Genomic DNA, 23,786 nt, shown 5'->3' with positions numbered 1-23,786 from the left:
CTACCCCGCCCCGAAAATCACCCCATAAGGCGGCTTATCACCCTGGCCGTGTAATCCACCATCGGTATCACCCGCGCATAGTTGAGGCGTGTCGGCCCGATGACGCCCAGAGCACCAATCACCTGCTGCTGGGCATTGCGATAGGGGGCGACAATCAGAGATGAGCCTGACAGGGAAAACAGCTTGTTCTCGGAACCGATAAAGATCCGGACCCCTTCACCGGCCTCTGCCAGACCAAGAAGTTGAACCAGCTCCTGTTTGGATTCGAGATCATCAAAAAGCAGCCTGATCCGTTCAAGCTCTTCCACTTCTTTCAGATCGCCCAGCAGATTGGCACGCCCCCGCACAATCAGACGCTGGGGCTGGTCTGCCTCGCTCGTGCCCCAGGTGGCCAGTCCGCGTTCGATAATGTCCTGGGTCAGAAGGTCGAGCTCGGCCCGCTGTTTCTGGATGGAAGACACGATCTCCTTCTGAGCTTCCGCAAGCGTTCTGCCGCGAATATGCGCATTAAGATAATTGGAGGCTTCGACCAGAGCGGAGCTGGGCAATCCGGCAGGCAGCTCGACCAGACGGTTTTCAACCGATCCGTCCTCACTGACCAGCACAACAAGCGCACGTGTGGGCTCAAGCCGGACAAACTCGATATGCTTCAGACGTGTGTCCGCCTTGCCTGTCAGAACAATTCCTGCTCCGTGCGACAGGCCGGACAGCGCCTGAATGGCATCTGTCAGCATGGCTTCCACGGTCTGGCCTTTCCCGGCTATCTGAACCTGCGCCTCGATCTGCTGGCGCTCTTCCCGGGTCAGGTCTCCCACTTCCAGAAGCGAATCGACAAAGAATCTCAGGCCGATTTCCGTCGGCAGACGCCCTGCGCTGATATGTGGCGCATAGACAAGGCCGAGCTGCTCCAGATCTGTCATCACATTGCGCACGGAGGCCGCAGATAACGGGGTCTGAAGTTTTCGGCTTACATTTCGGGAACCCACCGGTTCGCCGGTTTCAAGAAACAGCTCGACAATCTCACGAAAGATCTCTCTGGACCGCGTATCCAGTGACTTCAGATCTTCGCTTCTGTGACTCATCAATACTCTCCACACCGGGGATCAGGCCCACGTTTCACAATCAGCGTAGTCTCTTCAACCCGTCCCGTCATCCCTTCCCGGGCCCGGACGCATAAATTTCGCCCTTTCCGGATGCTGTTTCTGCGAAGCGGTCACGATTTAGCCCGGAAGCTTGAGCAATTCTTGCGTGATTCGCGATTGTTTTGCTTTACCCGTCTGTCTCGCCGCACTACAAGCGCAGAAACAGACAAACCGGAGACCCTGCCCATGCGTCCGTCATTGCGCGAAGTCGATGAAATGCGTTCCGTGAAGATGGAACAGAGCTTTTCCCGCCACGCGGAAGGTTCCTGCCTGATCCGATGCGGACAGACCCACGTTCTTTGCACGGCCAGCCTTGAAGAGCGGGTTCCGCCCTGGCTGCGTGGTGGCGGCAAAGGCTGGGTCACAGCCGAATATGGCATGCTGCCGCGATCCACATCAGACCGCATGCGTCGCGAGGCAACAGCCGGGAAGCAATCGGGACGGACGCAGGAAATCCAGCGCCTGATCGGGCGTTCCCTCCGGGCAGTGGTCAACCTTCAGGCTCTTGGCGAACGACAGATTACCATCGACTGCGACGTGCTGCAGGCGGATGGCGGTACCCGAACAGCATCAATCACCGGCGCCTGGGTGGCCCTGCACCAGTGCCTGAGCTGGATGGCAAAACGTGACATGATCAGCTCCGTGGATGCTGTTCTGAAAGACCAGGTCGCCGCTATTTCCTGTGGAATCTATCGCGGCAATGCAGTGCTTGATCTGGATTATCCGGAAGATTCAGAAGCAGAGACAGACGCCAATTTCGTAATGACCGGCAGTGGCGGCATTGTCGAAATTCAGGGAACAGCCGAAGGCGCGCCATTCTCTGAAGAGCAGTTCAACAGCCTTCTCGGGCTGGCCAAGAAAGGCATTGGCGAACTGGTTGACCTTCAGAAACAGACCATCGGAGCGTAAAGATGGATGTTCGTCGCCTGACCGAAGGCACCCTTGTGGTTGCCAGCCATAACCAGGGCAAGGTCCGGGAAATCAGGGAACTCCTGGCCCCGTTCAGCATCCCGGTCAAAAGCGCCGGAGATCTTGATCTGGAAGAACCGGAGGAAACCGGCGACACATTTGAGGCCAATGCCATTCTCAAGGCAGAGGCCGCAGCCAAAGCGACCGGCCTGCCTGCTCTTGCTGACGATTCTGGCCTCGCGATTGATGCTCTTGATGGCGATCCTGGCATTTATTCAGCCCGCTGGGCGGGGCCTGAAAAGGATTTTCCCATGGCCATGCGGACCGTTGAGGAAAAACTGCAGGCCAAAGGTGCCCTGACACCGGAAGGCCGGACCGCCCGGTTTGTCGCGGTTCTCTGCCTGGCCTGGCCGGACGGTCATCATGACCTGTTCCGGGGTGAAGTTGAGGGACAGATCGTCTGGCCCCCGCGCGGCGAGAAAGGCTTTGGCTATGATCCTGTCTTTCTGCCGGAGGGTGAAGACAAGACCTTTGGCGAGATGACCGCTGACGAGAAGCACGGCCCCCGCGGCGATGCGTGTGGTCTGTCCCATCGGGCCCGGGCCTTTGCGCTGTTTTCGGAAACCTGTCTCGGCGATAATGGCTGAGGCAGACCCCGCCCCCTTCGGCCTCTATATTCATTGGCCATTCTGCGCGGCCAAATGCCCTTATTGCGATTTCAACAGCCATGTGCGGCACAAGCCGGTCAATCAGGCCGAGTTTCTCAAGGCTTACCTGACGGAGCTGCGCTTTGTTGCTACACGGACACCCGGACGTACGCTTTCCTCCATTTTCTTTGGTGGCGGAACGCCATCCCTGATGGACCCCGCAACAGTTGATGTTCTTCTTTCAGAGACCGCAAAACTCTGGGGTCATCAGCCGGATATCGAAATCACGCTGGAAGCCAACCCGGCCAGCGCTGATGCGCGGAATTTTCGCGGCTATCGGTCAGCCGGGGTCAACCGGGTGTCTCTGGGAGTCCAGTCTTTCCACGATGACGACCTGAAAACCCTCGGTCGTCTTCATTCCGCGAGGGAGGCCCAGGAGGCCATTACCCTTGCCCGGGATGTGTTTCCACGCCTGTCCTTCGACCTGATCTATGCCCGCCCGAACCAGAGCCTTTCTGACTGGGAACAGGAGCTTGAGCAGGCCTTTGCCTATGCTGCGGATCATCTATCACTCTATCAGCTGACCATTGAGCCCGAGACGCCATTTGCCGCCCTGCACAAGCGCGGGCGACTGGTTGTCCCGGATAATGACCTTGCCGCTGATTTTTATGACCTGACCCAGGCATTGACCCGCGCGCATGGCCTTCCGGCCTATGAAATTTCCAATCATGCCCGTCCCGGCGCAGAAGCCCGGCATAACCTGCTTTACTGGCGCTATGGAGAATATGCAGGGATCGGTGCCGGTGCCCATGGGCGGCTGGTCGGTGCCAATGCCCGATATGCCACAATTGCCGAACGGCATCCGGAAAGCTGGTTCAAGCTGGTCATGGAACAGGGACATGGCTTCATTGAAGACCGCCCGCTGGTTCCTGAAGAAGAAGCTGATGAGATGCTGATTATGGGCCTGCGCCTGAAGGAAGGTCTGTCGCTTCCGCCCTATGAGCAGTTACGGGGACGCCTGATCGATCAAAGCCGCCTGGAAACCCTGCTGGAAACCGGGCTGGTTACAGTTGATGACAACCGTCGCCTTTCCCTCACAGCTGACGGTTTTCCTGTTATGGACGCCATTGCAGCAGAACTTGCCGCATAAAAAAGCCGGAGCCTTAGGCTCCGGCACTCTGTTTCAACCGGTCCTTTATCAGAATCCCGTATTTCGGAAGCTACGCGGTGCAGGGTTGATCTCGCGTGATCCACCGTTGGTCACTTCGTAGATGGCGAGCCCACGCTGGTTGGTCCCGTCCTGCAGGAAGCGGAAGACACCGTCAATGCCGAGGAAACCATCAGCATTGGTGAGCACCCGATTGGAGAATCGCTCCGGCCCGGCCGCGCGAACAAGTCCGGCTGCCAGAATGACCGCATCATATCCAAGGGATGCCACACGAGGTGGCGTGCTGTTATAGGCAGCCTGATAACGGTCGGAGAACCGTTTGAAACCGGTCGTTCCAGGGCCCGGGAACCAGGCTTTGCGGAACGTGGATTCATTGAAAATCCGCTTGTCGTTCCATTGTCCTGTGCCAAGCAGTTTCACCTTGCGGAAATCCACTTTGGCCGCTGACAGGATCTGCGCCATGAATGGTGCGATATCACCGGCATCCGGCAGGAAGATCGCATCAACCTGCGGCGCGACCTGTGCAATCCGGTTGGCCGGTTCCTGAAGGTGAGAGAAATCGCTGCTGGACGAATTCACCGCATAGCGTTCAATCGAGACGATACGCCCGCCGCGTCGGGCCACTTCCTGTCGGAAGGCCGCTTCCACAACAGTGCCGTAGCTGGTCTGCGGAATAAGCGCCGCATAGGAACGACGTCCCTGCGAGGAGGCATAGCCGACAATCGCCTGCACATCATTCTGTGGCAGGAAACTCAGAAGATGGATGCCACGCGCAGCCGCTCCCACATCGGTGGAAAAGGCAATAACCGGCACATTGGCCGGACGGGCAACAGTGCCGACGGCTTTCACATTGGCAGAAATCAACGGGCCGATAATCAGTTCAGCCCCTTCAGCAACGGCCTGCTCTGCCGCTATCCGGGCCTGATCCGGTCTGCCGCCCGTATCCTTGACGACCACATGAATATCAGCGCCCTGAAAATCATTCAGAGCCAGTTCCGCCGCATTCCGCAAGGTCTGGGCCAGACGACCGGTATTGCCATTGGCCGAGAGAGGCGCCAGCAATGCAACACGAACAGATCCTGCACCCAGCAGTTCTCCCTGTGGCGGAGCATTGGTCTGCAGGGTGGGTGTCTGAACACCGCCTGGAGGTGGCGTGCCACCGAAATTGATTGATTGCTGGCAGGCAGCCAGAAGGCCAGCGGCTGCGATGGTCACAGCAGCAGCGGTCCGGCGCGAAAACAGGCCGGCTATTCCGCGTTTCTTATTGGCAAAGGTGTCAACCGACACGATGGCCTCCTCATCAGGTTTTTCCGCATCATGTGCCGCAATTGTGACGGTGGAGAGGAGAGGTGTCAAAGAAAGCTCTTGCCCAACGGGCATTTTTCATGCGGATTGTACCTAAATCAGCCGTCTGTTGCGGCTTTGACACGGTAAAACCACTCAACTCTGCCTGCCAATCAGGGGGATCGTCCACAGAATGAGCGAATCGGAACACGGTAACAGCGGGTTCAGTATTGGACGGTATCGGCATGATGCGCCCCGTCTTGAGCCCGGCCTCTATATTGTTGCGACCCCGATCGGCAATCTCCGGGACATCACCGTCAGAGCTCTGGAAACATTGGCGGCAGCCGACCTGATTGCCTGTGAGGATACCCGGGTCAGCCGCACGCTTTTGAACCATTTCGGCATTTCAGCCAGGCTGATTGCCTATCACGAGCACAATGCAGAACGGCAGACACCCGTGATCACCACAGCTCTTGCAGATGGCAAATGCGTGGCTCTTATCAGCGACGCGGGAACGCCGTTGATTTCTGACCCAGGCTATCGTCTGGTCACAACCTGCCTCGATGCAGGACATGTGGTGGTACCCATTCCCGGACCATCCGCCCTGACCACAGCCCTTTGTGCGGCCGGACTGCCAACGGACCGGTTTCTTTTCAGCGGCTTTCTGCCGAACAAGTCTGCAGCCCGTCGCAAACAGCTGTCGGACCTCGCTGCCATTCAGGCAACGCTGGTGTTCTACGAAGCTCCAAGCCGTATTGTGGCCAGTCTTGATGACATGTGCGCCTGCCTCGGCCCGCAGCGAACAGCCACATTAGCGCGCGAGCTGACCAAGCGATTTGAGGAATTTCGTCACGACACGCTCGAAAACCTCGCGACCTCTGTCAAAGACAGTCCGCCCAAAGGAGAGATCGTGGTGATGGTCGCTCCGGACACACCAAAGGAGACAGGCGCTCAGGATCTTGATGCCCTCCTCACGGATCTGCTGTCGGAACATCGCCTGAAGGATGCCGTTACTGAAGCCGTCGCTCTGACCGGGCTGCAAAAACGCATGGTCTACCAGCGCGCCCTGGAGCTGTCCAAAGCGGCATCAGATGCGCCATAAACCCAGCCGGACTGACAGGAAAGCCGCTGAACGGCGCGGTCGCCGTGCGGAATGGATTGCCGCGCTCTATCTGATGCTGAAAGGCTACCGGATCCTCGCCCGCCGCTATAAAACTCCGATGGGAGAAGTGGATCTGATCGCCCGGCGCGGCCGTGTCATTGCCATGGTAGAAGTCAAGGCACGCAACAGTGTGGATGAAGCCGTTCTTGCCGTTCATCCCCAAAACCGAAAGCGGATCATTCAGGCCAGCCATTACTGGCTTTCCCGCCATCAGACCATGCCTGATCTGGACATCCGCTTCGATATTGTGGCCATCACGCCGGGGCAATTTCCGACCCATCTGATGGCCGCCTATGACGAAAGCGGGTTTTGAGCTTGATTCTCGAACCGCTTCACCACACATTCCCGGCAGTTTCAGCTTGAACGGATCAATGTCATGCCGCTTAAAGTCGCCGCCCAGATGGACCATATCGAAACCGTGAAAATCGGAGGCGATTCCACATTCGCCCTGCTTCTTGAGGCTCAGGCCAGAGGCATGGAACTCTATCACTATACGCCCGACAGACTGGCCATGCGTGGCAATACGGTCAGCGCAGCCGTCGAGCCTTTGCGGGTGCAGGATGTTGAAGGGGCTCATTTTTCTCTCGGTGAAGCTGAGCGCCGCGACCTGACAGACTTCGATGTGGTGCTGCTGCGTCAGGACCCACCCTTTGATATGGCCTATATCACCACCACCCATCTGCTTGAACGCATTCACCCGCAGACCCTTGTGGTGAATGATCCGGCAGAAGTGCGCAACGCGCCTGAAAAGGTGTTTGTGATGGAATTCCCGGACCTGATGCCACCGACACTGGTGACGCGGGATGAGGCTGAAATCCGGGCATTCCGGGATGAATATGGCGATATCGTCGTCAAGCCGCTTTACGGCAATGGCGGTGCAGCCGTGTTCCGGCTGCGCAAGGATGACCAGAATTTCGGCTCCCTTCATGGGCTGTTTTCCGAAACCTTCAGGGAGCCATGGGTCATTCAGCAGTTCCGCCCCGAGGTGAGCGCCGGTGACAAACGCATCATTCTTGTAGACGGCGTTTTTGCCGGGGCCGTGAACCGGATTCCGGCTGCAGATGATCTGCGATCCAATATGGTTCAGGGCGGTGCTGCAACGGAAACGGAACTCACAGACCGGGAGCGTGAAATCTGTGCCCGGATTGGTCCGGCCCTCAAGGAAAGAGGCCTGATTTTCGTCGGCATCGATGTGATTGGTGGATATCTGACCGAAATCAACGTGACATCCCCCACAGGCATCCGGGCTGTGCAGAAACTGGGCGGGCCTGACATTGCCGGTATGATCTGGGATGTTGTTGCGGAGAAGCGCGCCGCTCTCTGAGTTCAGGCACTTCACGCAAATTCGTTCTCTTTATGTTCTTGATTTCCCGATTAGGTTGTAATACGGTTGCATTCTGATCGGGAGTATTCTGCCATAGCTTCAGAAACCCGTTCTGTTTGGGGTTGAATCTATGGTTTCGCGTATCAAGACAGTTGCTTTTCAAGGGGTCGATGCGGTCCCGGTTGATGTTCAGGTTCAGATCGGGCCAGGCGCTCACGCCTTTACCATTGTCGGGCTGCCGGACAAGGCCGTAGGTGAAAGCAGGGAACGGGTGCGCGCGGCACTTGTTGCCTCAGGTCTGGCTCTTCCGGCAAAGCGCATCACCATCAACCTTGCTCCTGCGGATCTGCCAAAAGAAGGCAGTCACTACGACCTGCCAATCGCTCTCGGCCTAATGGCTGCCATGGGCGCATTGCCTGCCGACCAGCTTCAGGACTACATGGTGCTGGGTGAACTGGCGCTTGATGGCACGGTCGCGCCAGTCGCCGGTGTCCTGCCTGCAGCCATGGCGGCATCGGGTTCCGGACTTGGCCTCATATGCCCGGCCCGTTCCGGCCCGGAAGCTGCCTGGGCCGGGGAAGATGTGACCATTCTCGCCCCCGTCAGCCTCATTGGGCTGGCCAATCATTTCAAGGGCACGCAAATCCTGTCGCGACCAGAGGCCCGGATGCACAAACCGGCCACTGACCTGCCGGATCTGGCTGATATCAAGGGCCAGCAGATGGCAAAGCGGGCTTTGGAAATAGCCGCCGCCGGTGGCCATAACCTGCTGATGGTCGGTCCTCCCGGTTCGGGTAAATCCATGCTGGCCAGCCGCCTGCCGTCCATTCTGCCGCCACTCTCACCAAAGGAACTGCTGGACGTTTCCATGGTGCAATCGATTGCCGGCACCCTGTCTGATGGGCAACTGACCGACAGACGCCCCTTCCGGGCACCGCATCATTCGGCCTCGATGGCGGCTCTTGTGGGCGGTGGCCTGCGCACCAGGCCCGGGGAAATCTCACTGGCCCACAATGGGGTCCTGTTTCTCGACGAGTTACCGGAATTCACCCCTCAGGTCCTGGATTCTCTGCGCCAGCCACTGGAAACAGGCGAAACCAGCATTGCGCGAGCCAATTACAGGGTTACCTATCCGGCGCGTGTTCAGCTCGTTGCTGCGATGAATCCCTGCCGTTGCGGGTATGCCGGAGAACCCGGGCACAGCTGCAAGCGGGGGCCACGCTGTGCATCAGATTATCAGGCTCGTGTGTCCGGCCCGTTCATGGACAGGATTGACATTCGTATTGAAGTCCCCGCCGTGACTGCCAGCGACCTGGTCCGCTCTGAGAAAGCGGAACAGTCTGCAACTGTTGCAGACAGGGTTGCTGCGGCACGTGACCGCCAAAAAGCACGATTTGAGGCGCTTGGCATCCCGGATTGCCGGACAAATGCTCAATGCCCGCCCGCCCGTATTGAGGATGTGATCAACCTGGATCAGGCCGCCGCAGACCTCCTTCAGGAGGCCGCAGACAAGATGCAGCTTTCCGCCCGCGGTTATCATCGGGTTCTCAAGGTTGCGCGCAGTATTGCCGATCTTGATGGAGATCCCGGGGTCAATCGCCTGCATCTGGCTGAATCTCTCAGTTACCGCGCTCTTGAAAACACCGGTACAAAGGCATTTTAGACTGTTCTTGTTCAGCCGGTCTTAAACATCTCATGTCATGATCCGCCCGATCAAGAGCGGAGAGACCGTTGAGAGAGCGGCTGATACATAAGGGAACAGGACCGGATTCAGCAGAGCGGCCATCGCCGCCGCCTGTCTTCGCGCGGCCTGCCTCAAAGACATTACGCCGCCGCAAGACATCTTATCCATCCCGGCAGACGCGTGCCGTTGTTCTGCTATGCGCCGGACTTGCCAATCTGGGGATTGCACTTCTGTTTGTCCTGCTGGGTCATTACGGGTTTGCCCTCGTGCCCTCAGCTTTTGGCAGCCTCTGCCTTGGCCTTCTGCTTGGCACCCCGGACGGATCCGGTCAACAGCGGCTCTTCAAGACCTCGACGAGCCTCTCTTCAAACGGTTCAGCCCTTGCTGTCAGGGCTTCAGCGGATCAAAGCGAGCAGCTCCAGGATGAAATCTGGGAACTGCGGGACACCCTTCAACACTACCGCGCCCTGATCGACCAGTCCGGAGATGTGGTTCTGGAGCGGGATTCCAATGATCGCATCACCTATATGAACCCATCGGCCAGCCGCCTTCTTGCGGGCAATCCGCATATCAGGATCGGCAACACACTCGATCTGGATCATCTGACAGAAAGCTACAATACCATTTCGGTCAATGGTGAAGGCGATATTGACCTGCAATTGCAGACGGTGTCAGGTCCCTGCTGGTTCTCCTGGCGTGATATCACCATCCGGGATGAGGCAAACCGTGTCACCTCGACACTGACCCTGGCGCAGGACATTTCCAACCGCAAGGCGCATGAGACGGCCCTGACAGACGCGAAGATCGCGGCTGAGGATGCCAACAGCGCCAAGTCCCGTTTTCTGGCCACGGTCAGTCATGAAATCCGTACGCCACTTAACGGCATTCTGGGCATGACCGGCCTGCTGATGGATACCGAGCTTTCTCCGGAGCAGCGGAATTACGCGGATATTGCCCAGTCTTCCGGCCTGGCTCTTCTTGAACTGATCAACGACCTGCTCGACATCTCACGCATTGAGGCCGGGCGGCTGGATCTGAGTTCAGAGCCCACGGATATTCGGGATCTGGTTGAAAAGCTGGCCGAACTGTTCGCTCCCAAGGCCTATGCAAAATCCCTTGATCTGGCCATACAGCTTGACCCGGCCCTGCCTTCAAACATCATGCTTGACGGTAGCCGCTTGCGGCAGGTTCTTCTCAACCTGATCGGCAATGCGGTCAAATTCACAGAGACCGGTGGCGTCCGGGTGTCCATATCCTCTGAACCGGATAAGGAAGACGGACATTATCACCTGACCTTTTCCGTTGAGGACACAGGGCCCGGCATCGCGGTTGAGCCGGTAGAAGCCGTCTTTGATGAGTTCACCCAGGCAGACGAAGGCCCCACGCGCCTGCATGGCGGCAGCGGCCTTGGGCTTTCAATTTCCCAGCGCATCGTCCACCTGATGGGCAGCCATATTGATGTTGAGACAGGCACATCCGGCAGTCGCTTCCATTTTGTGTTGTCTGTCAAGGCAGACCCCGCCTCTGTAACTGAATCGTCCTCAGATCCGGGTCATTGCCTGATTATCTGGGACAGCCCGCTGGAAGCACCAGCTCTGAAAACCGATCTTGAGGCACTCGGCCATCACGTTACCATCGCGTCCGACCTGAAAGACATCAGGTTTGATGATAAGTTCAAACCGGATCTTCTGCTTTACGCGGATACTGGTGAGCAGAACCCCGAAACTGTATCGACCCGGTTCAGAGAAATATCACTGCCGGATATCCCCCGTGCAGTCATTCTCACCCATGACGGTCGCAACAGGCTGAATGACTGGCAGGCCCAGGGACTGGACGCTTTTCTGGTTCGCCCGATCAGATCGGCAACACTCAAGCGACTGCTCGATCAGCTTCTTGATCCGGATGATCACACGACCCCGCTCGATAAAGCGCCGGAAACGATCCTTGATACTGATGCAGACAAGCCAGCGCCCGTGTCTGCGCTGAAAGTGCTCGTTGTGGAAGACAATGATGTCAACGCGCTTCTGGTCACAACCCTGTTGCAGAAAACAGGCCATCGACCCGCACGGGTTGCCGATGGTGATGCAGGTATCATGGCCGCCCGGGAAAGAACCTACGACCTGATCCTGATGGATCTTCACATGCCCCGAGTGGATGGCAGATCCGCCCTCAGGCAGATCCGGGAAGATGAACAGGAGCTGGGTCGCGCCCCGGTTCCTGTAGTCGCCCTCACAGCAGATGTTCTGGCCGAGGACGGCCAAAACCCTGATGACCTGCAATTCGACGGCTTTATCACCAAGCCTATCGATCCTGAACGCCTGCAGAGCCTTCTTGCCGATATCGCATCCCGTTAAAGTACCAGACCTTTAACTTGAATTGGTAGCGGCGCTTTACGAGTTTGTTTCTGCGCGAGCTTTTATCTGAAAAGTCTATCAACTTTTCAGAAGCACGCTGTAGGATTCAGACCCGTAAATTCCGTCGTCATTCTGTCATGAGCCTGTCTTATGGATGACGTGTGTTTTGATGGATTGAACCGATCCCGGTTCAGCCGCTGCACACAGAAACTTAGATGGCGAAAGGCCCGGCATGTGATAAACTGCCGGAATGTTCAGGAAACCAATGATGCGCCCTCAGAGATTGTCAACCACGCGTCTGGTCAAGCGGTTCACCCCACTCGCCAGTAACGTCATCCCCTTGCCGCGCCGGGGAGAGATTGCAAGCCAGGGTGATACGCTGGGACGAATCGGATCTCTGGAAGTCCGGCTTGCCCGCACACCAAGAGAGATCCGCAAGGCTCAGCGCCTGCGCTATCGGGTTTTCTATGAAGAGATGTCGGCCAAACCGAACAAGATGACCCGGGCAACCCGGCGTGATGCCGACAAGTTCGATGCTATCTGTGATCATCTGCTGGTTATTGATCATGAGCCGGTTTCAGGTCGTTTCCGCCGCAAGAAACCGCAGATTGTCGGCACTTACCGCTTGTTGCGGCAGGATGTTGCTGAGCTCAACCACGGTTTTTATACAACAGATGAATATGACATCAGCGGTCTGATAGAACAGAACCCGGACAAGACCTTTCTTGAGCTTGGCCGATCCTGCGTTCTGAAATCTTATCGCAGCAAGAGAACGGTCGAGCTACTCTGGCAGGGCATTTGGTCCTATATCTGCATGCACAATATTGATGTTCTGTTTGGCTGTGCCAGTATTGAAGGCACGGACCCTCAGGAACTGGCGGAACAGCTGAGTTTCATTCACCACAGCGCATCAGCGCCGGACACCTGGTCTGCCCGCGCCGTGCAGAGCCGTTATGTTCACATGAACCGCATGCCGCTGGAAGCGGTTGATCAGAAAGCCGTGCTCAGACAGTTGCCGCCGCTGATCAAGGGTTACATGCGCCTCGGTGCCTATGTGGGAGATGGTGCCGTAATTGATTACCAGTTCGGGACCACCGATGTGTTTATCGTTATCCCGATCAGCCAGATTGATGACCGCTACGTCAATTATTACAGCGGTCAGACCCGGCGTCGCGCGAACTGATCCTGGTTATCTGAAGACCTGTTTTGGAAGCAGCCCGGACCAGAGCAAATGGCCCGGGCTGTCGTTAGAGTCAGGGCTCTATCCACCTACATTGTAGGCAGCCAGCGCGGCCATATTGACGATATCGGAATCCTTTGCACCGAGCGTGACAATCTGGACAGACTTCTCAAAGCCCACCAGCAGCGGACCAATAACCGTTGAGCCACCCAGCTCCTGCAGCATTTTGGTGGCAATTGACGCAGAGTGGAAGGCTGGCATGACCAGAACATTGGCCGGACCTGAGAGGCGACAGAACGGATAGGCTGCCATCAACTCCTTGTTCAGAGCCACATCAGCCGCCATCTCGCCGTCATACTCAAAGTCAACCCGACGCGAATCCAGAATTTCCACCGCTTCCCGGAGCTTGTTGGACCGCTCTCCCGGTGGATGACCAAAGGTGGAATAGGCCAACAGGGCAACACGCGGTTCATGCCCAAGACGACGGGCCACGGCAGCCGCCTCTTCAGCAATATCCGCGAGCTCTTCCGCTGTCGGCATATCATGCACGGCAGTATCGGCGATCAGAACCGTTCGCCCCCGGCACAAAGCCAGTGAAACACCAATGACACGCTGGCCGGGCTTGGGATCAATCACGGTTTTCATGTCTTCCAGCACGACGGAGTAGTTCCGCGTCACGCCGCTGACAACCGCGTCAGCATCTCCCAAAGCCACCATACTGCCGGCAAAATAATTGCGATCATGCTTTGCAAGGCGCTGGCAGTCCCGGAACAGATGACCCTTACGCTGCAGGCGCCTGTAAAGATATTCCGCATAATCCTCGGTTCTGGATGAGCTCTGCGAATTCATCAGCACGATATTCTCGTTCAGCTCGATACCGGCACGGTCCGCCGTCGCCCGGATTTCGTGATCCCGCCCGACAAGGATTGCGGTTCCAAGCCCCTGATTGACGAAGGACGCTGCAGCGCGGATGACCTGCTCTTCTTCTCCCTCAGCGAAGACAACCCGCTTCGGATTGCGCCGGACCCGGGTGGAGATTCTATGCAGGGTTCCTGCGACCGGATCCCGGCGGGCAGAAAGCTGATGGGAGTAAAGCTCCAGGTCCATCAACGGACGCTTGGCAACGCCTGATTCCATCGCTGCCTGAGCAACAGCGGGCGGAACCGCACTGATGAGACGTGGATCAAACGGCACGGGAATGATGTAGTTCGGGCCGAATTTCGGCCTGTTGCCGCGATAGGCACTGGCCACCTCATCGGGAACATCTTCCCGGGCAAGATTGGCCAGGGCATGGGCTGCCGCAATCTTCATCTGGTCGTTGATGGCGGACGCCTGGACATCCAGTGCTCCGCGGAAAATATAGGGAAACCCAAGCACATTGTTGATCTGGTTCGGATAATCCGAGCGCCCTGTCGCCATGATGGCATCATCCCGAACGTCCGCAACTTCCTCCGGGGTGATTTCCGGGTCCGGATTGGCCATGGCAAAGATGATCGGGTTATCCGCCATGGAGGCGACCATATCCTGCGTCAGAGCACCCTTGACCGACACTCCGAAGAAAACATCGGCCCCATCCATGGCCTCTTCCAGGCTGCGTGCATCCGTTTCAACTGCGTGAGCGGCTTTCCACTGGTTCATGCCGAAATCGCGACCCGCATAAATCGGCCCCTTGGTGTCGCAGAGGATGACATTGTTATGGGGCACACCCATGGCCTTGACCAGTTCGATACAGGCAATACCAGCCGCACCAGCACCGTTACAGACGATCTTCGTTGTCTTGATATTCCGGCCGGTCAGATGAAGCGCGTTGATGAGACCGGCCGCCACAATGATGGCCGTTCCATGCTGATCATCATGGAAGACCGGGATATCCATCAGCTCCCGCAGTCTCTGCTCAATGATGAAACAGTCCGGCCCCTTGATATCCTCAAGATTGATGCCGCCAAATGTGACGCCGAGATAGCGCACCGCATTGATGAATTCATCCACATCCTGAGTATCAACCTCAAGATCAATGGCATCCACATCGGCAAACCGCTTGAAGAGAACAGCTTTTCCCTCCATCACCGGCTTTGATGCCAGCGCACCGAGATTGCCAAGACCAAGAATGGCTGAGCCGTTTGAAATGACGGCAACCATGTTGCCACGCGATGTATAGTCAAAGGCACGGCTCGGGTCTTCAGCAATCGCCAGCACCGGTGCCGCCACGCCCGGAGAATAGGCCAGCGACAGATCGCGCTGGGTGGCCATGGGCTTTGTCGGGTTGATTTCAATCTTTCCAGGCTGTCCCTGCTGATGAAATCGCAGCGCTTCCTGATCCGTAACCGAAACCTGGCCGTCAGAGGCGTCATTCTTTCGAGACATATCTTTCTTTCTTCTGCTCAAGGGGCGGCAATTCGGGGTGAACTGTTTCCGCTACGACAATAGCTTGCTCTTTTACACCATCAAACCGGGGAAAAAGACCCAGATGCAAGAAAGTTCTTTTCAAATGCCGTTAACGGTCTGATAGGTTTTCCCGCCATGGCGCACGCAAAAGAATCACGATCCGGCTCTCCGTCGTCCGACGCACGACCTACCCCGATGATGGAGCAGTATCTGGAAATCAAGGCAGCCAATCCGGACAGTCTTCTGTTTTACCGGATGGGCGATTTTTATGAGCTGTTCTTCGAGGATGCTGTTGAAGCATCCCGCGCACTGGGCATCACCCTCACCAAACGGGGCAAGCATCTGGGTGAAGATATCCCCATGTGTGGCGTTCCAGTGCACGCCGCTGACGACTATCTGCAGAAGCTGATTGCACTCGAATTTCGTGTCGCTGTCTGTGAACAGACCGAAGATCCGGCAGAAGCCAAGAAACGCGGTTCAAAATCCGTGGTCCGGCGCGATGTGGTCAGGCTGGTCACACCCGGCACTCTGACAGAGGAAACCTTGCTGTCTGCGGGGCAAAGCAACTTCTTTGCCGCGATTGCCCGCAACAAGGGCGGCACGGAAGGCGGAGATCGCTTTGCTCTGGCCTGGATCGATATTTCCACGGGTGATTTCTCTGTTCTGGAAGCGGATCAGAAGCGCATGGCAGCTGATCTGGCAAGAATTGATCCCCGTGAAATTATCCTGTCCGACACGCTGTTCAGCGCTCCGGAACTGCGCCTGATCTGGGATGGTCTCAAGTCTCCAATCACGCCTCTGCCCGCATCTTTCTTTGATGGTGCTGTTGCGGAGAAGCGTTTGCTTGATTTCTTCCACGTGCAGACGCTCGATTCCTTTGGAGCGTTTTCGCGCCTGGAGATGACCGCAGCATCCGCCGCCATCGCCTATGTGGAAAAAACCCAGATCGGCGAGCGGCCATCCCTGTCACGTCCGGTACGGGAGAATGCTGCAGCATCCATGCTGATTGATGCGGCCACACGCGCCAATCTGGAGCTGATCAGAACACTGGGTGGCGAGAAAAAGGGCAGCCTGCTTTCCGCCATTGACAGAACGGTAACAGGAGCGGGCGCCCGGCTTCTGGCCGAACGTCTGTCTTCGCCGTTGACTGATGTAACCCGGATCGCAGCACGGCTTGATGCGGTCCAGCATTTTGTTGAAAATACCGGCCTCAGAAGCGATCTGCGCGCAGCTCTGAAAGCTGCACCAGATATGGCACGCGCTCTGTCACGTCTGGCCCTCAATCGTGGCGGGCCGCGTGACCTTGATGCGATCCGGCTTGGTATTGTTGCATCGAAAACCCTGTCTGTACGCCTTGAAAGTGATCCGCAGCTGGCCTTACCGGGCGATATTAAAACCTGTGTGTCAGCACTTGGTCAGGCTCCGGCTGATCTTGGGTCAGAGCTTGGCTTTGCCCTGGACGATGACCTGCCGCTTCTCCGGCGTGATGGCGGCTTTATTCGCAAAGGCTTCCATCGCGAACTGGATGAAGCCCGTGCACTTCGTGATGAAAGCCGCCAGGTGATCGCCGGGCTTCAGGCGCAATATTCCGACCTGACGGGCATCAAGGGCCTGAAAATCCGGCACAACAATGTGCTCGGCTATTTCATCGAAGTCACCGCGCTTCACGCCGACAAGATGATGAATGGAGATCTGCAGGAGCAGTTCATTCACCGGCAGACGCTGGCCAATGCCATGCGGTTCACGACCACGGAACTGGCGGATCTGCAAACCCGGATTTCCAATGCAGCCGGCCAGGCACTCGGGCTGGAACAGGCCTTGTTCGATGATCTGTCCCGCTCCGTTGTCAGCCAGTCCGATTCCCTGAAGGCTGCCGCCCGGGCTCTTGCAGCCCTTGATGTGGCAGGCGGTCTGGCTGAGCTTGCAGAAGAGTGGAATTACAGTCGCCCGCAGGTGGATGACAGCCTCGCCTTCTCCATTACCGGCGGTCGCCACCCGGTCGTGGAACAGGCGCTCAGGCGCGCCAATGACGATCCTTTTGTCGCCAATGACTGCTCTCTCGGACCTGACCAGACCCAGAATCATGGCCAGATATGGCTGCTGACGGGCCCGAACATGGCTGGTAAGTCAACCTATCTGCGGCAAAACGCCCTGATAGCCGTTATGGCCCAGCTTGGCAGTTATGTCCCTGCAGACAGTGCTCATATCGGATTGGTGGATCGTCTGTTCTCGCGAGTTGGCGCGGCTGATGATCTGGCGCGGGGTCGGTCGACCTTCATGGTCGAGATGATTGAGACAGCCGCTATTCTCAATCAGGCGGGTGAACGATCTCTGGTCATTCTGGATGAAATCGGACGCGGCACGGCCACCTTTGATGGCCTGTCCATTGCCTGGGCAGCGATTGAGCACCTCCATGAGGTCAATCGTGGCCGGACCCTGTTTGCCACCCATTATCATGAGTTGACGGCTCTTTCTCAGAAGCTGGATCGCCTTGCCAATGCGACCGTGCGCGTCAAGGAATGGAAGGGAGATGTGATCTTTCTCCATGAGATCGCACCGGGTGCAGCAGATCGGTCCTATGGCATTCAAGTGGCAAAGCTGGCTGGCCTGCCGAAAGCTGTTATTGAGCGTGCCCGCGATGTCCTGCAGCAACTTGAGGATGGAGAGCGAAAATCACCAGCCAGCCAGCTTGTTGATGACCTGCCGCTCTTCTCTGTTGTCCAGGCAAAGCCGGACACAACCTCCGGGCCGGATGAGCTGCGCCAAGCGCTTGACGGTATGAATCCGGATGACATGACACCACGGGAAGCCCATGACGCGCTCTATCGCCTGCGGGCGCTGCTGAGTTCTGAGGCCTGAGGCCTGGCTGACCAAAAGCGGTGCTTGTCAAACAGGCGACCAGTCGCTAGGCCATAGGCATTATCGTTCTGTTGCCGGAGATGGCTGCCATGCCTCGCGCCAAAGCGCCCGTTTTTGAACCACCCGTGGATCTCGACCAGCTTCGTGTGGAGTTGACTGCCCTGACGCAGGACACCGCCAGCGACGGGTCGTCACAGGCTGTTCGCAATGCGGTTCTCAGCCATCTCAAACAGACCATGAAAGATGGCCGCAAGGCAATCGAAGCGCAGTTTCTCATTGATGGATCAGGGCTTGCCTGTGCCCGACGTCTCAGTGATCTGCAGGATACAATTATCCGCGCGCTCTACGATTTCGCCGTCTATCACGTCTATCGCATCACCAACCCGTCGGCGGGCGAAAAGATCACGCTTGTGGCTATTGGCGGTTATGGGCGCGGCACCATGGCGCCGGGTTCCGATATCGATCTGCTGTTTCTGCTGCCCTACAAGCTGACAGCCTCGGCAGAGGCGTTGATCGAATATATTCTCTACATGCTCTGGGACATGCGGCTGAAGGTTGGCCACGCCACCCGCAGCATTGATGACTGCATTCGCCTGTCAAAGAGCGACATGACCATCCGCACCTCACTTCTGGAAGCCCGCTGGGTCTGGGGTGACAAGGCCCTGTTCGACGAGATGGTCGACCGCTTTGATCAGGATGTGGTCCGTTATACCGGGCAGGCCTTCATTGAAGCCAAGCTTCAGGAGCGTGATGATCGCCACCGCCGCCTGGGAGACAGTCGCTACGTGCTGGAACCCAATATCAAGGAAGGCAAGGGCGGGCTGCGCGATCTGCATACACTGTTCTGGATCGCCAAATATTTCTATCGCACGGAGAAAGCCTCCGAGCTTGTTTCAAAAGGCGTTCTCACACGCAGCGAGTTGCAAAAGGTGCACAAGGCCGAGGATTTTCTCTGGGCGGTACGCTGTCATATGCATTTCGTCACGGGGCGGCCTGAGGAACGCTTGTCCTTTGAACTGCAGAGAGAACTGGCCCCGCGACTGCACTATACGGCACATGCGGGTTTGAAGGATGTGGAACGCTTCATGAAGCACTACTTCCTGACCGCCAAGACTGTGGGCGATCTGACCCGTGTGCTCTGCGCCTCACTCGAAGAACAGCATGTGAAGCCGACACCCGGTCTCAACACGCTGATCAGGCCCTTCCGCCGCAAACGCCGGGGCATCAAGGGTGTACAGGACTTTGTCATTGAAAACGGCCGACTGACAGTTGCCGATGATGACGTGTTCAAACGCGACCCTGTCAACCTGCTGCGTCTGTTCCAGATTGCCGAGAAGAACAATCTGGCCTTTCAGCCACACGTACTGCGCCTGGTTTCAAACTCTCTGAAGCTGATTAAGGCTGATGTGAGGAAAGATCCGGAGGCAAACCGGATCTTTCTCGATATCCTGTGCTCTCCCGAAAATGGCGAGATCACGCTCCGCCGGATGAACGAGACCGGCGTGCTTGGTCGGTTCGTCCCCGAATTTGGCAAAATCGTCGCCATGATGCAGTTCAACATGTATCACCACTACACAGTGGACGAACATCTGCTGCGCTCAATTGGCGTGCTGACCGAGATCGATCGGGAAAAGCTGGAAGCTGAACATCCACTGTCCCACAGCCTGATGCCGGATTTGGCTGATCCGACCATTCTCTACGTGGCTCTGTTCCTGCACGACATCGCCAAGGGACGCCCGGAAGATCATTCTGTTGAAGGGGCCAAGATTGCCCGCAAACTCTGCCCGCGTTTCGGCCTGTCACCAACCCAGACTGACGCGGTTGCCTGGCTGATCGAGAATCACCTTGTCATGTCAAGCGTTGCCCAGTCCCGCGATCTGCAGGACCGGAAAACGATTGAGGATTTTGCCGCCGTCGTGCAGACCCTCGAGCGCCTGAAGATGCTTCTTATCCTGACCGTTGCTGATATCAAGGCCGTTGGCCCCGGCGTCTTCACGGGCTGGAAAGGCCAGCTGCTGCGCACGCTTTACTCGGAAACCGAAAGCTACCTGACCGGCGGGCACAGTGCCGGAAAACGCGAGCATCTGGTCCAGGCCGCCAAAAGCGAATTGCTTGATGCGCTGTCAGACTGGTCATCTGATGAGCGTGATGCCTATTTTGAGCTGCACTATCCCGGCTACTGGCTCAGGGTCGATACAGATCGCAAGATAGAACATGCTGGCTTCATCCGGGAAACCGACCAGGCGGGGCAATCCTTTGCCTATGCCATTAAGCCACTGACTTTTGAGGGTGTAACGGAGATAACCATTCTGGCTCCTGACCATCCGCGCCTTCTGTCCCTGATTGCCGGTGCCTGCTCGGTTGGTGATGCCAATATTGCCGACGCGCAAATCTACACGACCACAGATGGCCGGGCGCTTGATACCATCTTTCTCGAACGCAGTTTTGATACGGATGCGGACGAGAAACGCCGCGCTGAACGCATTGTCTCGCTGATTGAAAATGCCCTGCGTGGGCGAAAGAGACTGCCGGATCCGCGTTCGCAGGACCGTGCCGCAGGCAAGCGCCGCAAGACATTCGCCACCAAGACGGAAGTGACCCTGGACAATGAGTTGTCAAACCGGTTCTCCGTTATTGAAGTGTCCGGGCTCGACCGATCAGGCTTGCTGTTTGATCTGACACGTGCCCTGTCGCGTCTCAATCTCAACATCATCTCAGCACATATCGCCACCTATGGAGAACGGGCTGTCGATGTGTTCTATGTTACAGACCTTACAGGTGCGAAAATCACTGCAGGCGGACGGCGCAAAACCATAACCAACCAGCTCCGACGGGCCTTTGACGGCACAGAAGCCTCAAAAGAAGCCGCAGCGGCCAGTCGTTAGCAGCTTCGCAACGCTCCTCTGCCTATAAAGATCAATATCCACTCTGACCAGGGCATCCAGAGAGCAGTCACAGGGCACTTCATGAGTCTGATCCGACATTTTGCAACAGTGGGCGGCGCAACCCTTTCCAGTCGTATTCTGGGATTTGTCCGCGAAGTGCTGATTGCCTCACTTCTGGGATCAGGCCCCGTGGCAGATGCCTTTTATGCGGCCTTCCGGTTTCCCAACCTGTTCCGTCGGCTGTTTGCGGAAGGTGCCTTCAACACAGCCTTTGTGCCGCTGTTTGCCAAAACTCTCGAAGGAGACGGGCGGGAGGCTGCACGGGATTTCGCACGGGATATCCTGTCTTTTCTGCTGATCATTCTTCTGGGCCTGACCATTCTTGCCGAACTGGCCATGCCTTTTGTGGTCGATACGATTGTTGCCCCCTATTTCGACAATGAGGACGGCAAACGCGACCTCACCATTCTGCTGACACGGATCATGTTCCCCTATCTGCTGTGCATGTCGCTTGTTGCCATGCTGAGCGGGGTCCTCAACACGTTTCGGAAGTTCTTTGCGGCAGCCCTCGCCCCCGTGCTGCTGAACGTGGTGATGATTGCAGTGCTTCTAATCTGTCTTGTGTTTGATACCGGGAACTCCTCCCTGACCGGGCAATTGATGGCATGGGGCGTGTTTGCCGGGGGTCTACTGCAGCTTCTCATGCTGGTTCTGGCGCTGAAACGACAGGGCTTTCTGTTCGCCCCCCGTATCCCGAAGCCAACGCCAAAGGTCAAACGTCTGCTGATCCTGGCCTTTCCTGCTGCCATTGCCGGGGGAGTAACCCAGATCAACCTTCTGATTGGACAGATTATTGCCAGTCAGCAGGATGGTGCCATTTCGGTTCTGCAATATGCCGACCGCCTCTATCAGCTGCCGCTAGGCGTCATTGGTATCGCCATCGGTGTCGTCCTCCTGCCCGAGCTGTCCCGCCACCTGAAGGCTGACAGACAGGAGGCTGCCATTGAAACCGAGAACCAGTCCATCCTGTTCGGGATGGTTCTGACTGTCCCCGCAGCTATCGCCCTGGCCATCATACCTACTCCACTGATTGCAGCCGTCTTCCAGCATGGCGCATTTACCAGCGAAGATACTGCCCTGACAGCCCGGGTTCTGACGGCTTTCGCATTCGGGCTTCCGGCCTTTGTCCTGATCAAGATTTTTTCTCCGGGCTATTTCGCCCGGGAAGATACAGCAACTCCCATGCGCTTCGCCGCTGTTTCCGTGGCTGTCAATGTCGTGGGAAGTCTTGCACTGTTTCCAGTCTTTGGTCCGGTGGGGATTGCCTACGCAACCAGCGTTTCGGGCTGGGTCAATGCGGCACTGCTTTTTGCCGGTCTCATCAAACGCGGTCACTGGAGTTTTGCGTCAGGCACCTTGCGTCAGCTCGGCGGCGTCTTGCTGTCCGCCGCTATTATGGGCGGCCTTCTCTGGTGGGGAGAAAGCACTCTGTCAGGGCTTGTCACCTCGACCGCCATTCTGGCACGGATCAGCCTGATGCTGGCGCTGGTCACCTTTGGTGCTGTTACCTATTTCGTTGCGATCCAGCTCACCGGCACACTGGATCTCAGGCAGGCCAGACGCTTTCTGAGACGCAGCGAACCCCGGGACTGATTGACATTTAGCGCTCGCCCTCTTGCGCTTTGCATCGGCCTTGTCCATAACCGCACACGCAGAATAACTAAAGCGAGACCGGACTTTCCGCATGAGCAAGGCATTTACCCCACGGGTGTTCTCCGGCGTTCAGCCGACCGGCAATCTGACACTGGGCAACTATCTCGGCGCGATCACCAAATTCGTGGCTCTTCAGGACCAGCAGGAATCAATCTACTGCGTCGTTGATATGCATGCGATCACCACCTGGCAGGATCCCGCTGATCTGAGTGCTGCAACACGCGGTGTGGCCGCGGCCTACCTGGCTGCTGGCATTGATCCGGTCAAGAGCATCATCTTCAATCAGAGCCGTGTTGGCGCGCATGCGGAACTCGGCTGGATTTTCAACTGTATCGCCCGCATGGGCTGGTTGAACCGGATGACCCAGTTCAAGGAAAAAGCCGGAAAGAACCGGGAGAACGCATCCACCGGTCTGTTCGTCTATCCGAACCTGATGGCAGCCGATATCCTGCTTTATCAGGCAACGCATGTGCCGGTTGGTGAAGATCAGAAGCAGCATCTGGAACTGACCCGGGATATTGCCCAGAAATTCAATAATGATTATGCCGATCAGCTCGCAAGGCTGGGCTTTGGAGATGCGTTCTTCCCGCAGCCTGAGCCAATGATTACCGGCCCGGCTACTCGTGTCATGTCGCTGCGCGACGGCAGCAAGAAGATGTCAAAATCCGATCCGTCTGACATGTCCCGCATCAACCTGACGGATGATGCAGACACCATCGCGCAGAAATTCCGCAAGGCGCGCACAGACCCCGATCCGCTTCCATCCGAAATGGATGGTCTTGAAGGGCGCGCTGAAGCGGCCAATCTGGTCGGCATTTATGCGGCCCTCTCCGGGATGACCCAGGACGCGGTCCTTGGCGAATTTGGCGGCTCGCAGTTCTCGACTTTCAAACCAGAGCTCAGCGATCTGGCTGTTGAGAAGCTTGCACCGATTGCCGCTGAAATCCGCCGTCTTGAAGCGGACCCCGGCCACATCGATCAGGTTCTTAAAGATGGTGCAGAGCGGGCAGATTCAATCGCCCAGCCTGTCCTGGCTTCCGTCAAGGACATCATGGGTCTGGTACGCTAGACTCAGGACTGCTGAAGATGT

The 23,786-nt window shown here is 57.1% G+C and carries 16 protein-coding genes; 13 read left to right on the top strand and 3 right to left on the bottom strand.

The genetic code is table 11. From position 1 onward, the window contains the following. Positions 1 to 17: 17 nt before the first annotated feature. Positions 18 to 1,082 (bottom strand): heat-inducible transcriptional repressor HrcA, encoded by a 1,065-nt coding sequence (gene hrcA, locus RA157_RS07495; RefSeq protein ID WP_350335848.1) that lies wholly within the window; start codon positions 1,080 to 1,082, stop codon positions 18 to 20. 246 nt (positions 1,083 to 1,328) lie between these two features. Between hrcA and rph the strand changes: the two genes are divergently transcribed. From rph to hemW, 3 genes are read left to right on the top strand one after another with little or no spacing between them, the layout of a single operon-like run. Beyond that, positions 1,329 to 2,051 (top strand): ribonuclease PH, encoded by a 723-nt coding sequence (gene rph / locus RA157_RS07490; protein WP_350335847.1) that lies wholly within the window; start codon positions 1,329 to 1,331, stop codon positions 2,049 to 2,051. A gap of 2 nt (positions 2,052 to 2,053) precedes the next feature. Next, positions 2,054 to 2,698, top strand: a complete 645-nt coding sequence (gene rdgB / locus RA157_RS07485) for an RdgB/HAM1 family non-canonical purine NTP pyrophosphatase (RefSeq protein WP_350335846.1) — start codon at positions 2,054 to 2,056, stop codon at positions 2,696 to 2,698. Further along, entirely contained in the window at positions 2,691 to 3,848 is a 1,158-nt protein-coding gene (gene hemW, locus RA157_RS07480) for a radical SAM family heme chaperone HemW (RefSeq protein ID WP_350335845.1), read from the top strand. The genes rdgB and hemW overlap by 8 nt, the downstream gene beginning before the upstream one ends. Before the next feature lie 48 nt (positions 3,849 to 3,896). Here hemW and RA157_RS07475 read toward each other — a convergent pair whose 3' ends face one another. Next, positions 3,897 to 5,222: a penicillin-binding protein activator gene (locus RA157_RS07475; protein WP_350335844.1), complete on the bottom strand. Its 1,326-nt coding sequence runs from the start codon at positions 5,220 to 5,222 to the stop codon at positions 3,897 to 3,899. Between the two features lie 121 nt (positions 5,223 to 5,343). Between RA157_RS07475 and rsmI the strand changes: the two genes are divergently transcribed. From rsmI to olsB, 6 genes are all read left to right on the top strand, one after another. Next, on the top strand, positions 5,344 to 6,252 hold the full coding sequence (rsmI, locus tag RA157_RS07470) for a 16S rRNA (cytidine(1402)-2'-O)-methyltransferase (protein WP_350335843.1): 909 nt from the start codon (positions 5,344 to 5,346) through the stop codon (positions 6,250 to 6,252). Beyond that, positions 6,242 to 6,625 (top strand): YraN family protein, encoded by a 384-nt coding sequence (locus RA157_RS07465; protein ID WP_350335842.1) that lies wholly within the window; start codon positions 6,242 to 6,244, stop codon positions 6,623 to 6,625. The genes rsmI and RA157_RS07465 overlap by 11 nt, the downstream gene beginning before the upstream one ends. A 63-nt stretch (positions 6,626 to 6,688) precedes the next feature. Further along, positions 6,689 to 7,636, top strand: a complete 948-nt coding sequence (gene gshB, locus RA157_RS07460; RefSeq protein WP_350335841.1) for a glutathione synthase — start codon at positions 6,689 to 6,691, stop codon at positions 7,634 to 7,636. Positions 7,637 to 7,766: 130 nt separating this feature from the next. Beyond that, a complete protein-coding gene (locus RA157_RS07455; RefSeq protein ID WP_350335840.1) occupies positions 7,767 to 9,299 on the top strand; it encodes a YifB family Mg chelatase-like AAA ATPase in 1,533 nt (510 codons plus the stop codon). 68 nt (positions 9,300 to 9,367) lie between these two features. After that, positions 9,368 to 11,674, top strand: coding sequence for an ATP-binding protein (locus tag RA157_RS07450; RefSeq protein WP_350335839.1), 2,307 nt, complete (start codon positions 9,368 to 9,370; stop codon positions 11,672 to 11,674). Between the two features lie 268 nt (positions 11,675 to 11,942). Next, entirely contained in the window at positions 11,943 to 12,857 is a 915-nt protein-coding gene (olsB, locus tag RA157_RS07445) for a l-ornithine N(alpha)-acyltransferase (RefSeq protein WP_434058494.1), read from the top strand. A gap of 78 nt (positions 12,858 to 12,935) precedes the next feature. On the opposite strand, the gene RA157_RS07440 is transcribed toward olsB, so the two are convergent. Next, positions 12,936 to 15,218 carry an NADP-dependent malic enzyme gene (locus RA157_RS07440; RefSeq protein ID WP_350335837.1) on the bottom strand — a complete coding sequence of 761 codons (2,283 nt, stop codon included), beginning with the start codon at positions 15,216 to 15,218 and terminating at the stop codon, positions 12,936 to 12,938. Positions 15,219 to 15,374: 156 nt separating this feature from the next. On the opposite strand from RA157_RS07440, the gene mutS reads away from it, so the two are divergent. The 4 genes from mutS (at position 15,375) to trpS (ending at position 23,765) form a co-directional block, all read left to right on the top strand. Beyond that, positions 15,375 to 18,098 carry a DNA mismatch repair protein MutS gene (gene mutS / locus RA157_RS07435; protein ID WP_350335836.1) on the top strand — a complete coding sequence of 908 codons (2,724 nt, stop codon included), beginning with the start codon at positions 15,375 to 15,377 and terminating at the stop codon, positions 18,096 to 18,098. An 89-nt stretch (positions 18,099 to 18,187) separates the two neighbouring features. Then, a complete protein-coding gene (locus tag RA157_RS07430; RefSeq protein ID WP_434058478.1) occupies positions 18,188 to 20,983 on the top strand; it encodes a [protein-PII] uridylyltransferase in 2,796 nt (931 codons plus the stop codon). A gap of 81 nt (positions 20,984 to 21,064) precedes the next feature. After that, positions 21,065 to 22,636 (top strand): murein biosynthesis integral membrane protein MurJ, encoded by a 1,572-nt coding sequence (gene murJ / locus RA157_RS07425; RefSeq protein WP_350335834.1) that lies wholly within the window; start codon positions 21,065 to 21,067, stop codon positions 22,634 to 22,636. 91 nt (positions 22,637 to 22,727) lie between these two features. Next, positions 22,728 to 23,765, top strand: a complete 1,038-nt coding sequence (gene trpS, locus RA157_RS07420) for a tryptophan--tRNA ligase (RefSeq protein WP_350335833.1) — start codon at positions 22,728 to 22,730, stop codon at positions 23,763 to 23,765. Positions 23,766 to 23,786: the final 21 nt, after the last annotated feature.

The organism is Coralliovum pocilloporae, assembly GCF_030845175.1.
Classification (GTDB): domain Bacteria; phylum Pseudomonadota; class Alphaproteobacteria; order Rhizobiales; family Cohaesibacteraceae; genus Coralliovum; species Coralliovum pocilloporae.
The sequence above is the reverse complement of the archived record's forward strand: the minus strand, read 5'-3'. Positions and strand labels throughout refer to the sequence as shown.